Consider the following 14249-nt stretch of genomic DNA (forward strand, 5'->3'; position numbering starts at 1 on the left):
TTCGCTGGAAAACCAGGTGCGGATTTATTTAAGTGATAACGTAGCGCCTATGTTGATGACACGTTGAATGGGGTATCCCAATCCATTTCCTCCCATTTCCACATCCCATAAATTGAATTTGCTGAATGTGAAAAGATTGGAGCCATTCAGGTAGAATCTGGCATTCGATAAGCGTAGTCTTTTCATCAGGTTGTTGGAAAGCGTGTAGCCAATTTCGATAGACTTTATACGCAGCAATGCGCCGTTTCTCATGAACCAGGTGCTTGTCTGGGTATTGTTTGCGTTCACATCGGTACTAAGTCTGGGCCATAATGCATATATATTCCTGTTGTCTTCACTCCAGTGATTTTGGGCCCATACATCCAGCAATTGACTTTGTTCCTTTACAAACGGGGAGGTTGCTTTTGCATCGATCCAGAAAGATTCCCTGGCCAGGCCCTGGAAAAAGATGGAGCAATCGAATCTGCCGTATCCGGAGGAAGCACCAAAACCGTATACAATTTCCGGTGTGGTAGGAAACCCGATCGGGCATTGATCCAGCTCAGTAATCTTACCATCTCCGTTTACATCTCTGTACTTAATATCGCCGCCGCCATAGGGGCCAAAATTCTGCACGGGCGAATTTTTGGCGTCCAGGTCATCTACGAACAGGCGTTCAGCGATGTAACCCCACTGCTGTGAAAGTGAATGACCAACGTGCAGTTTGTTCTGTTCCGGATATTGAGGTTCCTCATACACTTTAAACTGACTGGTGGCATAGGTAAAGTTGGCCATTCCTTTCGCCCACCATTTTTTAGTGATGTTTTGGGAGTAATCGATGGCTACATCTATACCCTGAGAAGACGCTTTCCCGATATTGGCTTTCAGCTCAGCAGACAGCCCCATCGTAGTGGGTACAGAAGACCTGGTCATCAGGATGTTGGTCCTGTTTTCATGGTAAACATCCATGTCGATATTCAGTTTGTCAAAGAAGCTGGCTTCCATGCCGATATTGGTTTTCCTGGCCTTTTCCCAGGTGATATCATTGTTGGCATACCTGGAAATATCAATGCCACTCAGGCCGTAGTTTTTCAATGTGCCGAATTGCATTCCCCTGTCACTGCTGTTCATGTTTACGTTGGAGAGATAGAAGAAGCGATCGGTAGGACTCCCGATAGCATCGTTACCAACAAATCCATAAGTGGCCCTGAGTTTTAGTTTAGTGACGATATCCTTAAGCTTATCCCAGTACTTTTCATTGGAAACAGTATAGGCCACGCCTGCAGATGGGAAGAAGCCAAAGCGGTGTGTTTTATAGAAACGTTCCGATCCGTTATAGCCGAAGTTGAATTCCGCTGCGTATCTGCTGTCGTAGAGATAGGTAACGCGGCCTGACAGCCCCAGATTTCTGAACGGCAGGGAGCTTTGCAGGTCTTTGGCGTTCCCGGTCAGGCTATTTTTGGCGATTCCCACCAGCGTGCCGCTTACACTATGTACTTTATTGAATTCCCGGCGGTAATCCAGCGCCAGTTCTCCATAGAAATCAGAAGAAAGGGTTTTATCTCCTTCTTTGTAATCCAGGTATTCTGTACCAACAGGAGCTTGCGACTGATCGGCTTCCTGGTTGATCGGTTTGAGTGAGTAGCTTTTTGCTGCATAATCGTAATTGTATGCCAGGTAGTAGAATGGACTATATGCCCTTGAAACAGAGAAGTAAGCGCTTCTCTGGATATTCAGCATTCCTCTTGCAGATAGTCCCTGCGTGATAAATGATAATTTTTGGTTAAGGGCAATCTGCGCATTGATGTTGGAACGATTGAACTGTTTGTATCCCTTCTGGAGATCTGCATATGGATTATTGTATCGTCCATCTGCCGCATTACCGAACATGATGTGTTTTACATATTTTGTTTCTTCCGTAGGTTCGTAGTAGGCAGGAAACAATACGGAGTTGGACTGCATGATTTGATTGTAGATATCCTGGCCACCTGAAACAGGTCCGTTGTAGTCGTCAAAGCTGCCGGATAACCTGGCAATCATTTCCGTGGTCGGCGTAAGATTAATATTGATGTTACTCCTGATAGAGTAGGACTTTAGCCGGGAATTGCTGTTGAAGTTACTTTTTCTGTCAACTTTCAGGATACCATTATCAACATTCATAGAGCCGGATACATAGTATCTGGCCACTCTTCCGCCACCGTTTACAGAAAGATTGTAACGTTGGTTCATGGTTGATTTTTTCAACAGTTTTTCCTGCCAGTCTGTGGCTGGAAATACTACCGGATCCAAACCTGTTTTCGTGTTTTCGATTTTATCTTTAGAGTAGAGCAATCCACCGAGCGGGTTCCGGGTCAGCACGGCTTCATTGGCCAGTTCCATATAAGTGACCGGATCTGCCAACTGTACATTCCTGGTAGATTGAGACAGGGAATTTTCCGCCCGGAAGGAAAGATTGACATTGCCTTCCTTACCTTCTTTGGTAGTGATTAAAATAACTCCGTTGGCGCCTTTTGATCCATATAGCGCGGTGGCGGTGGCATCTTTCATGATGGAAAAACTGGCGATATCATCTACCTGTAGCCGGGCGAGATCGGTGGTACTTGTTTCGATGTTATCGATCAGGATCAATGGAGATTTGCGATAACCAAAAGTGGTGACTCCTCTGACAAAGAAATCAGCGTTATCATATCCTGGTTCCCCACTTCGCTGATAGGCAATAATACCGGCGAGTTTTCCTGCCAGCGCATTGGTGAGGTTACTGGAGGGTATTTTCAGCTCGCCTGGTTTGATGGTAGTTACTGCACCCACCATTTCTTTTTTCTTTAGTTTACCGTGTGCTACTACCACTACTTCATCCACCTTTGCTGTGGAGCTTTTCAATACAATCCGTAAAGGGCCTGCATTGGTTACCGGTAGTTCAAGGGATTCATACCCGATGAATGAAATCACCAGTTTACTGCCTATACCTGGTACCTGCAGACTGAAGCGTCCATTTGCATCAGTAGAAACGCCCTTGTCGGTGCCTTTTACTTTTACGGAAGCTCCGGGAAGGGGCTGATCATTTTCGTCCACGACAATCCCTTTAAGTTCCAACGGTGGAAGCGGGGCGGTAGTAGTGGAGATGGAGTGTTCTTTTTCCATCACCACAATGGTATTTTTGGATATGAAATATCCAATGTCGGAACTTTCAAAACAGCGCTTTAAAGCCTCGTCAATAGAAACGTTATGGACGTCAATGTCTATCCGGCCAACCTTATTTATCAGCTCGTCTTCAAAGAAGAACTTATACCCGGTTTGCTTGCGGATTTCGGTTACAATTTTTTTAAAGGAGACATTCTTTTCAGATAATGTCACTTTTTGGCCGAAAGTTGCGGCGCTGACGTGGAGACCGGCGATAACCAGTATTGCTGCAGTGAGATTCATTATCAGTAATGTTTGAGTAATTACTCTCCACCTTACGCGGACAGGTAAATGTGCTTTAAAATTCATAATTTTGGTTTTGCCACCACGGTTTACACCTGGTGGAGTTTGGGTGAAGAATTGATTTATTGCATAGAGATATCCGCTCCCGGACCCATGTCCGGAAGATTAGCTCAAACTACACACCGTTCCGTCTCGCACACGGAGCGGTTTTTATTTTGAACCGGTAAATTTTATTCTATTGTATTACTGTGATTTTTTTTCCATTGTTCCTGAATTTTATACCTGCCAACTGCATGAATTTTAGTATTTCCGATATATCCTCGGTTCTGCTTACAATACCTGTAAAATGTTTTTCAGTGACAGGCCCTTCATAGGTTATTTCTACATCATACCAGCGGCTTACCTGCCGCATGATTTCCGGCAATGTTTGCCCTTTAAAAAGGAAGAACCCTTTTTGCCAGGATAAAATATCCTCTACATCTACTTCGTTTAAAATACTTGTGCCATTGCGGGTGATGCGGGCTTGTTGCCGGGGTTTAAGAGAGATGGTTTCAGTTCCTGTTCCTACTCTTACTGCACCTTCCAATAAAGTTACTTTCAGCGCTTCTTCGTCTTCATAGCCATTGATGTTAAAACTGGTGCCCAACACCTGTACTTCCGCCTGGTGCAGTTTTACAATAAAAGGGGCCATACTGTTTTTATGTACTTTAAAATATACTTCGCCGGTGATTTCAACGGTTCTTTTACTACCTGTGAATGAAGTGGGAAAACGAATGGATGAAAAGGCGTTGAGCGTGGCTTCACTGCTATCAGGCAGTATTATTGTATACATTACTCCCTTGGGCGTAGAGACAGTGTTGTATACTATTTCCGTTGTTGGTTTCCCGGATGAATTATAGGCAAGCTGTCCGTTTTTCTGTTTTAATACAAGAGAATTTCCCTGCCGGGCGAGCAGTCCATTCTGAATGCTGTCCAGTTTTATGGGAGTTCCATCAGCAAGTGTGAGAATGGCATTTTTACCGGTTGTACTAACCGGTTGTTTTACAGCAACAATTTCCCTTTTTTCTATAGCGTGATTTCTCTGGTGTACCAGCCAGCCCGCAGTAGCTATCAGTATGATTACACACGCCGCCGCCAGCAGCCGTTGCAGCAAATGAACGGAGCCTTTCTTTTTCGACTGGTATTGCGGATGCTCCATTATTTTAATGTACATCGAGTGCCGTTGATCAGCATCTGTCAGCCCATCAAATCTACCGGATTCCAGGTCGCCGGTTACTGTTGCTGTTAATTCTTCCAGATGCATAGGGAGCATCTGCTGTAATTCTAGTAACTCATTATCAGAAAGATCTCCATTCAGATATCTTTCCAGTAAGCTGTGGAATTTTGACATAATGATTCACTAGTGGTTGATAAAATATAGCTCTTCTACTATAAAGACAATCAGATGTATTGATTGTACCAGTGGAAAAAATTATTTTATCGAAATTTTAATAGAAGGAGAAGAAAAATTACATAGCAATCATCTGAATGTTGCTGTACATAGTGACGGATAAAGAGCATGGCCCTGGACAAATGGTTCCTGGTCGTGTTCCTCGACAGGCCCAGCTTTATGGCTATTTCGCCAAGGGGTATTCCCTGTAGCTGATTGAGTTGATATATCAGCTTTTGTTGTGGCGGCAGTAGATTGATCGCATTTTCGATGATACGCCTGGTTTCTTTAAAATGATATAGCTGCTCTGGTGTGGGTGTAAGATCATCGTGAGTATCAGAAGGTTGCAGCAGATAGGATTTTTCGAGTTTACTGCGACGTAACGTATTAATTATCTTGTTGCGCGCAATGATAAATAAATAGTCTGAGAAATTTCTAATAGCAGACAGTGTTGATCTTTTTACCCATATAGTAAGGAATACATCTTGTACGATTTCTTCCGACATCTCGATGGATTTGGTATACGTAAATGCTACACCGTAAATCCTGTCGGAATAGGTGTTGAATAGCTGCTGGAACGCATTTTCGTTTCCGGCTGCCATTTGTATTAATAGCATCGAATCATCAGTAGGCGAGCTGGGTAGCGAAATCATTATTGAAATAGAAATGAATTTATCAGAAAAAATATGGACTTAGAGATTTTGTATCTGATGGCCGAAATAAAAGTAGTAATTGTTTTGCTATGTTGATATGTACCGGTGGACAGATACAGATTGGGTAAATAGGGGAGATGAGATTCTTTTTATTTGCCATTAAAGGCTTATGCCGCTTTGCAGAAGGGTTTTAACGAATATGCGTCTGTCGTTATGAGGTGATTGTTGTGCAATAGTTTCAGCATTGAGATCAAAATAGCATTGATAATGATCAACATTGTAATGGTTTTAGGAGATGGAAAAATAATAAAGGTGCCGGCGATAGTTTGCCGGCACCTGGAAAGTAAGTGATTTACCTGTTTGAAATAAATACCTGGTTTATTTTAATTTGTCAGCAACATTCCACACTTTCAGATCCCGGATGCTTCCTTTGAAAGCATGGGCAGTATCTCCTATATGCTGCAAGGGGAAAAACAAGGTCTGTACCTTTGTCATGGAATCTTTTGTGCCGGCAAAACTGATCCGCTGCGCCTTCAGACTTTGTAGCAATTTACCATCCACGTACAGACGTGTACCTTTATGGTCGCCACTGATAGCTAATGTTGTCCATTTGCCTGCGGGCACTACATAATCAAATACATAGTCATATCCTTCCCGGGAAAAGCCCAGTTTACCGGTTTGCTGCTGCTTCAGTTTAACAGTGGATCCCGGGGAACTAAACAGGGTAGCGTTCGGATCATTATTCATATCTGGTTTAATGGTAAATGCCACCGTATAATTATATCCGATTTCCTGTACAGGTGTTTGAGCGAAGCTCCTGCCGCCATTCAATTGCAGGCCATCTTTTTTGTTATCTGAATGGATGGTTTTAACAATATGCCTTTTATTGCCTGAACGATCTTTGCTGTTGCCCTTGCGTAAGTCGTAGTCTAATACAAGGTCTGTTTCGCCGGCTACTTTTCCACGCATGTTGGCGCCCGGACCTTCTCCGATCGCGGAAGCCTTTTTGGCAAAAACATCATAGAGCTGTGTGGTATCCGTACCACGCCACATTTTCTGAGATAACACCTGCATGGCGGGGAATACCCTGTCATGCACATCTTTTTCCGTGATGCCATTACCTACCACATCATTCCAAACGGCAAAGGAGCCTCCTTTGATCTGAGGGTCCTGATCTTTGAAACGTACATCTCCTACCTGAACAGGTTCCCATTTTTTGTAAAGCATGGGCAGGTTGAGATAGTCATAATAATAGCCGGCAGCAGGAACAATATAGAGCCAGCCATCCGGAGTAGAGATGATATCATATCCTGCTTTTTTCATTTCCACAGGATCAGCGTAGCCATTGTACCAAACGTTCATGGTAACATCTTTCACTTTCACGGGCGTGTTGCCTTTTGCATGAGTAAGGGCGCCCCATAGTCTTGCTTTTTTGCCGTAGCGTTCTACCAGTCGTATGTAATGATCCGTAAAAGCACGAAACTGCTCTGCGGAAGATTTATCATATTCATCGGTGCCTATGTGGACTTCAGGGCCAGAGAAAACAGGGTCCGGTCCCTCCAGGTATTCCATGAAAACACTGTCAATGACCTGGTAAGTAACCGGGTTATCGAGGTCCAGATGGTCCATACCAAATTTTTTGCTGCCTATTTCCGGACGAAAATGAGTGAATGCGAGCGAATGTGCCGGCACATCAATTTCAGGCACTATATTCACGCCATAGGAGGTGGCCAATGCCTGCAGCTCTCTGAACTCCTGTTTAGTATAGGATCCGTCTTTTGCGGTCAGGTTTGGATAGGTATCGCTTTGCAGGCGGAAGGCTGCGTAGGTGCTATCCCAGTTTTTGCCGAAGTGTTTATAAAAGCCGTTGTCATTAAGGTGTATATGGAAATCATTCATTTTGTAGTAAGCCATCAGCTTCACATATTGACGCAGGAAGTCAAGACTGAAAAACTTCCGGCCATCATCCAGCACAAATCCGCGGATTGAATAGCGGGGATAATCTTTAGTGGTGCCGGAAGGGAAATGAAGGTGCTGTTTATCCTGTTCCAATACCTGTAAAAGTGTTCGGGTACCCCAAAATAAACCGCGTGTATACAAGGCCGAAATATGAAGGGATGTTAGGTTGGCTGTCAGCAAATATCCTTCCTGGCCAAGTGTGGCATCGGTAGCATGCAGACTGAGGAAAATATCGCCTGTGCCGGGAACACCTGTCTTTATGGGGTATGCAGCGTTGCCGGTGAGCAATTGCAGATCTTTTTGCAGAATTTTTGCAGTAGCAAGCAGCTGATTGGCGGAAGTTTCCTCCATTACAATAGCTGTTGATGATTGAAGTGTGAACTGTCCATAACCGCCTTTCCATTCCTGCAGGTTGGGAATCACAAAGGGGACCGGGTTGGCTGCTCCTGACTGAGCACCGAGTATAAACGTCCTGCAAATACAGGCGGCAATGAGGAAGTATTTTTTCATATGTTCTTTTGATACTGATGATGCTTCGTTGGGAATTTTTGCTGGATGGTGTAAATTCCTGTTCACTTAAATATACAAAGAACATAAAAGTCAGTGAGAAATTTACCTCCACTCCAAAAAAACAATGAGGTTGTTGAAATATCCCCGCAGGTATCTGTTCCTGGCAAAGAAAAAGGCCCGCCATAGCCTGCCGGGAAATGATACCGGTATAAGCCTGGCGGACCTTATTTGATTAGCCTGACTGCAAATTATCGCGGGTAGGGATGATGATAAAAAGGTTGATCAGACATGACTACTTCGTCATCTTTTCCAGTTCATCAAGCGTCCAGAGCTGATCTCTGCCGGCTACTTCTGATCGGATCTTCCGGACATCGTCTACTTCCACTATCGGCGATTTACCTTTGTCATATTTTCCGAAGTTGTAACGTACATAGCTTAAAATGGAAGCTACCCATTCATCGGTATTGGAAGCGCCGAATGGAGCCATTACATCGGTAAATGACTTGCCATCAATAGGACCTGATAAGCCATTGAGCAATATTTTAGTCATCAGTGCTTTGTTGCCGTTTACACGATTGGAACCTACGAATGGTGGCGCCGCTGCGCTGCCGCCGCCAACGATGATACCTTTACCATCCGGCCCGTGGCAGGTAGAGCAGAGTTGTTTATAGATATTGGCACCATTGAGGATCAGGTTACGATGTGCTGCCGGCATATTTGCAAGACGGCTGCCAAATAGTTTGGTGTTGGCATTTACTTCTGCGCTGTGGGTCGCACTGATTAGCATGTTCGGATAAGCGGAAGCATTTACTATGGACTTTTGTATGTCCATAGCTCCGGCAGATTTAGTGCTGGCCAGTGAAAGTACCAGCTGCACCTGTACGGCGGCCGATGGATCGTTTTGCATGGCTGCTATATGATGAAGTACTTCTTCATCATCTTTCTTTAAAAAAGATTCGCTGATCCATACAGCGGTTTTTCTTACCTCTGCGGCGCTATCTTTCATCGCCGTGAACAACGTTTGTTTATCTATGGCATTTAGCCCTTCAAGGGTCCACAGTGCATGAATACGCGCCAGGGCGCCGGTATTTTTTCCGATGGTAGCGTGCTTGCCAATGGCAATGGTTTTAAGTTCAGGGACAACGGAGAGATCACCATGGACGATGATTTCTTTTTGTGCATTTTCTCTCCACCAGCCATTGGGATGGTCGAGACAGGCAAGCAATTTATTGGCGGGAGCATCGAGTAACTGTGGCTTATCATCGGCTTTGTAATGATCATGTACCAGCCGGTAGATGCGACCGCGTCCGATATTTTTCTCCAGTCCTTTTTGCAGAATGCGGGGGCGCAGGAAGCTGCCTTCTGCTGTCCAGGTAGCTTCCTGGATAATTCCATGGTACATATCTACGATATAGAGGCAGCCATCAGGACCGGTAGCTGTATTTACAGGCCGGAAGTTCATGTCATAGGAGGTGATAAATTCCTGGTGAGCTTCATAGGCATTTTTCAGGATCGTTTTACCACCTTCTTCTGTTATTTTTGCCCGCCTGATTAAGCGGCCCACTGGTTCGCAGATCAAAAGATCTCCTTTCAGGTCTGCCGGAAGAGCATCTCCTCTGTAAACGGATTGTCCGCAGGCAGCGGTGAAGTGATTAAGGGTAGTATCTGCACGCAAACGTTTTAATCCGCCCTGCACATCCGGGGTGGCAATGATAGGCCATACTGCGAGGAAGTCTTCGTTGTATTGATCCTGGAAATTCAGGGAGCCATATGCCGGATTAATCTGAAATCCCAGGGCCGGGATCTCAGCGCCTGCAGCTGAAAAGAACAGACGTCCATAGTCATCGTTACCAAGTCCCCATTGGCCGCCCGGTGAATTTGTCAGGGTGTCCGGAACCAGCCTGCCTTTGGAGTAGTGGTATCTTACCGGGTCACAGCTCACATATATCCAGTTATCGAGGTTCCATACCAATCCGCTTTTCTGGTGTTCGAGGTTACGGGTATCCGGTCTGTTATTTTTGTAAACCAGTTCTTTGCTGTCTGCTATACCATCTCCATTTGTATCCGTATAGCTCCAGATGTTGTAAGTAAACGTTTCATTTACCAGCAGTTTGTGGCCAATGCAAAGCATCATACGGGGCAACACAAGGCTGTCGATGAAAACACTGCTTTTATCCATCGTGCCGTCTCCGTTGGTATCTTCCAGCATGGAAATACGACAGATAGGCTGTTGCTGGCCTGTGCCATTGATGTCCTGCATGTAGGTCCGCATTTCCGCTACATACATACGGCCGTTACCGTCCCATACAATAGCTACCGGCTCCTTGATCATAGGTTCACTGGCTACCAATTGTAAGTGATAACCAGCAGGGACCTGTATGGATTGCAGGCTTTCTTTAGGTGATTTATAGGCGGGAGACGGAGATGGATTCACCAGGATGTTGCCGGCTGCATCCCGTTTAATACGGGTGCTTTTTTCAGCGACCTTGCATTGATAAATAAAAAGACTGAAACCAGATAGCGCAGCTATCACCCATATTTTCTTTTTCATGGTCGCTGAACTTTATTTGGCTTTTAAAGAGAGTATGTAGGTCACCATTTTTTTAACGTCTTCATGCTGGAGTGCCGGATGGGGTGTCATCGGAACGCCTCCCCAGCTGCCGGAACCACCCTTGATGATTTTAGAAGACAGCAGTTCGAGGTTGGTATCTGTATATGGATATTTTTTCGCTACATCTGAATAGGCAGGGCCCACAAGCTTTGTATCTGTTTTGTGACAGGCAAGACAATCAGATTTGCTCAGCAATTGTTTGCCCTCGTCAATATCCTGTTGCCTGATAACCGGAGCTGTCTGCTGCCTGGGTTTTGTGATGGGTGCTTTCTTTGCAGGTGGTGTTTTTGCACCGGATGATTTAGTTTGTGCATTTACATGCAGGTTACCGATGATGGAGATCAGTAAAACAGAAAAAACTAATTGTTTCATATTCTATATAAGTAATTATAAGGTGTGGTCCCGGGATGGAGAAGTAAAATTCCTGGCATCTGTTATATTATGACCAGGTATTTCTTCAAGTATATTTATCCGGATGTAAATATCTTCTACGTGTGCATAGTATTCAACCAGAAAACTGACTTTAGCTGATGCTTTATTTGCTGATGTTAAGAGGATTCATTTTTCAGCGTACTGTCAATCATCAAAGAAGGCCACGGGAGAGTCGTGGCCTTCTTTGGTGAATATTTATGTCCAGCTTCCTATTCCCGGGAGCATCCGCCCGTAGATAGTGCTGCTGCCGTTACATTTCGCCGTATAACTGGATTTCCTTCACGGCTACCTTACTGGTTTCCGGTTGGATACCGGTAATCAGATAGCGTACATATCTTGCAGCCGGCGCATGAAACAATGCTACCTTGTAATCCTGTCCGGATACCCGCTCCGGCTTTTTTACCTCCACCCAGTCGTTGCCATTAACAGATACCGCGATACTATAGGTATACCAGTCACTATCTTTTCCCCATACAATACGGCTACCGCGGAGGGAAGCTGTTTTTTTGAGGTCGATGGTAATGTTGACGGGGAGGCTTCCTGCGCTGGCGGCCCAGCCTGTGGCGGTATTACCATCTATCATGGTTTGGATGTTATCCTGGTGGTGGTCTGGTTGAACAGCAATGGATTTGTCCGCCAGTTTAATCTCCGGCAGTTTTTGGCCGGATGTGGCGGTATCTGTATAGTACACTGCCGGGGTTGTTTTGTTTTCGTTTATCCATTGGGGATGGGCGCCGTCATTTACATATATAGCGGAAGAAGCTATTGTTTTAATGGTCCGGCTGGCCGGGGCTACTCCCGGGCTGTTTACACTGATCCTGATATTGCCTGGCGTTGTTGAATGACGGACAATGCCGTAGGCAATACCACCTTCTGTTTGTTGTAGCGCTATACCTGCTGCAGGGATGTTGCCGCCTGTCAGTGTGGCTTCGCCTGATACATTCATCCGGATGAGAAAGGATTGCCCGGATACTTTGTTGGAAATGAGGGTGCCGTTCCGGTCGCATACTTTCACGTAAAAAGGCGTCATGGAAGAGCCGTCAGCAAGGAAGGAGGTATGGTGTTCCGGGATCTCAATTTCCAGGTGGTGAGGAGCACCAGGCGTTTTTACCATATGTGTGCAAACAGCTTTTCCGTTGATGATGCCCACGGCTTTTAAGGTGCCCGCTTCATATCTGCCGGTATGGAAAATAAAGTACGGGCTGCCACCTTTTGCCGCTACAAAGGGGGCGGTGGTAGCGTTTTGGGCCCTTGTTATTTCACCGCATAGCTGGTTATTTCTATAAAGTTGTACGGCATCGCAATTGGAGAACACCATTATGGCGCTATCTAAGGCAGGTTGGTTATTATAGCTGCCAATGTATACCATAGGTCCATAAGTGGGATTGCGGGCATCCTGCATCGCTTTGAGCTGGTAATAACCGAACTTTTCATAGCGGTCAAGATCCGTTACGCCGCTGAATGCAGTCACCGGATCAGCCCCACGGGTGTAGTCGTTATAACTCCATACAAAGTATCCGCCTATTCTCGGATTGGCATCCAGCCCGCCATGGTCCCAATAGCCGCCGAGTTCTTCTGATGTTTCTCCATTCAATGCGTTTTGTCTTAATATACATTGATTGATCAATCCTTTCTCCGTATACATTCTGCTGGCGCGCAGGCTGTTTTCTTTTTCGGCATCTGCCATCCAGCTATCGCCCCACTCGCGGGTAAGGAACGGGCGGGAGGGCATAGGATCGCTACCATCTTCATTTACCACTTTATAGGAAACATTGTAATGATTTTTGCTGCGTGAATTATAGTCATCTGCTACAAAGAGCTGGTTGCCGGGCATTTCTTCCTGCGCTGTTTTTACCGCTTGCTGCATCCATGTTTCGGGGGTAGGCGATTCGTTGAGGGAAGTTTCCCAGAGAAAAACGGAAGGGTGGTTGCGATCGCGGCGGATCATCTCGCGGATATCCCGGAAGGTGTTGGCTGTAAACAGGGAATCTTTAGAGAAGAATTGCCACCCGGGCTGGCATTCAATGACCAGCAAGCCTGTTTTGTCGCAGGCATCCAGGAAGGCAGGTGACTGCGGATAGTGGGCGGCACGCACGGCATTGAATCCTCCTTTTTTCAGCTGTAGGGCATCAAGATACTGCATGTTATCTGCTGCTGCATCACCTATGTATTCATAAGCCTGGTGCCTGTTGGCGCCGCGGAGATACAACTTTTCACCGTTGATATAGCATCCGTCAGTACCAAAGGAAATGTTTCGTATACCCGTATAGGTGACCAGGCTGTCGACAGGTGCATTGTCTTTATAAACAACAGATACCAGGTGATACAAATAAGGATGATCCGGATGCCATAGTTGAGGATGATTTATGGTCAGGGATTGTTGGATATCCGTATCCGTTTGACCGGGAATATGCTGACTGCTGCGGGCGGTAGCCACAGCGATCCCATTACTGTCTGCCAGGGTGGTGCTCAGCATTGCATTTACCGGGTTGGGGGTAGCATTAACAATATTGGTTTTAATATTAACGGAAGCGCTGTTTTTGTTAGCAGCGGGATAGGTGATAAATACGCCACCACCGGCTATTTTGTTGGCTTCCAGCGGATGGGAGATAAATATTTTTTCAGTAATGATCAGGGAAACATTTCTATAGATGCCACCAAAATAATTGAAGTCTAATTTCGACTGGGGTTTTCCCGGTGGTATCTGTGGGTTGTCGGTATTAGTTACCCTAACAGCCAGCACATTGTCTTTTTCAAAAGACACCTGCCCGCTGATGTCAATGACAAAGCCCATGTACCCGCCGGTATGCGTGGCTATTTTTTTACCGTTGAGATATACGTCTGCTGTTGTTTGCACGCCGTCAAAACAAATGGTGATTCTTTTATTACGGTAGGAGGAAGGGAGCCTGAAATATCTTCTGTACCAGCCGGTACCCTGGTAAACGGTATTGCCGCCGTTATGTTTTTTTTCGATGCGCATTACATGCGGAATACTGATGCCGGCCCAGCGCTTATCGTTGAATATTATTTTTTCTCCACCGTTTACATCGCCTCTTTGGAATGCCCAGTTGGTATTGAAGTTTAAAACGGTTCTTGTTTGCTGGGCATATAAACTGAAGGGAAGTATCCAATATATCAACAGGAGGAAAAGATAGGAGCGGCATTTTGATAAGGGCATGTGGGTGTTTTTTTAAGATAAAAAAATCCCGCTCATTTTTCAATTCGCGGGATTTTTCAATAGTGATAGTTGTGT

Annotated in this window: 7 protein-coding genes; all 7 read right to left on the minus strand. The window is 45.4% G+C overall.

From position 1 onward, the window contains the following. Positions 1 to 24 precede the first annotated feature (24 nt). Positions 25 to 3468, minus strand: coding sequence for a TonB-dependent receptor (locus AB4Z08_RS21370; RefSeq protein WP_441575815.1), 3444 nt, complete (start codon positions 3466 to 3468; stop codon positions 25 to 27). 169 nt (positions 3469 to 3637) lie between these two features. After that, entirely contained in the window at positions 3638 to 4792 is a 1155-nt protein-coding gene (locus tag AB4Z08_RS21375; RefSeq protein ID WP_441575816.1) for a FecR family protein, read from the minus strand. A gap of 86 nt (positions 4793 to 4878) precedes the next feature. Next, complete coding sequence (locus AB4Z08_RS21380; RefSeq protein WP_441575817.1) at positions 4879 to 5448, minus strand: RNA polymerase sigma factor; 570 nt, start codon at positions 5446 to 5448, stop codon at positions 4879 to 4881. Between the two features lie 414 nt (positions 5449 to 5862). After that, positions 5863 to 7953 (minus strand): family 20 glycosylhydrolase, encoded by a 2091-nt coding sequence (locus tag AB4Z08_RS21385; RefSeq protein WP_441575818.1) that lies wholly within the window; start codon positions 7951 to 7953, stop codon positions 5863 to 5865. A 292-nt stretch (positions 7954 to 8245) separates the two neighbouring features. Next, on the minus strand, positions 8246 to 10504 hold the full coding sequence (locus AB4Z08_RS21390) for a DUF7133 domain-containing protein (RefSeq protein ID WP_441575819.1): 2259 nt from the start codon (positions 10502 to 10504) through the stop codon (positions 8246 to 8248). A 12-nt stretch (positions 10505 to 10516) separates the two neighbouring features. After that, positions 10517 to 10936, minus strand: a complete 420-nt coding sequence (locus tag AB4Z08_RS21395) for a c-type cytochrome (protein ID WP_441575820.1) — start codon at positions 10934 to 10936, stop codon at positions 10517 to 10519. Between the two features lie 310 nt (positions 10937 to 11246). Further along, positions 11247 to 14174, minus strand: coding sequence for a glycoside hydrolase family 2 TIM barrel-domain containing protein (locus AB4Z08_RS21400; RefSeq protein ID WP_441575821.1), 2928 nt, complete (start codon positions 14172 to 14174; stop codon positions 11247 to 11249). Between the last annotated feature and the right edge of the window lie 75 nt (positions 14175 to 14249).

The sequence above is a fragment of the Chitinophaga sp. RAB17 genome, assembly GCF_052114225.1.
Lineage (GTDB): Bacteria > Bacteroidota > Bacteroidia > Chitinophagales > Chitinophagaceae > Chitinophaga.

What these genes read in the sequence shown, in the direction of transcription:
- AB4Z08_RS21385 (WP_441575818.1), bottom strand. Translation starts at nt 7,953, where the DNA reads ATGAAAAAATACTTCCTCATTGCCGCCTGTATTTGCAGGACGTTTATA.
- AB4Z08_RS21395 (WP_441575820.1), bottom strand. Translation starts at nt 10,936, where the DNA reads ATGAAACAATTAGTTTTTTCTGTTTTACTGATCTCCATCATCGGTAAC.
- AB4Z08_RS21390 (WP_441575819.1), bottom strand. Translation starts at nt 10,504, where the DNA reads ATGAAAAAGAAAATATGGGTGATAGCTGCGCTATCTGGTTTCAGTCTT.
- AB4Z08_RS21380 (WP_441575817.1), bottom strand. Translation starts at nt 5,448, where the DNA reads ATGCTATTAATACAAATGGCAGCCGGAAACGAAAATGCGTTCCAGCAG.
- AB4Z08_RS21375 (WP_441575816.1), bottom strand. Translation starts at nt 4,792, where the DNA reads ATGTCAAAATTCCACAGCTTACTGGAAAGATATCTGAATGGAGATCTT.
- AB4Z08_RS21400 (WP_441575821.1), bottom strand. Translation starts at nt 14,174, where the DNA reads ATGCCCTTATCAAAATGCCGCTCCTATCTTTTCCTCCTGTTGATATAT.
- AB4Z08_RS21370 (WP_441575815.1), bottom strand. Translation starts at nt 3,468, where the DNA reads ATGAATTTTAAAGCACATTTACCTGTCCGCGTAAGGTGGAGAGTAATT.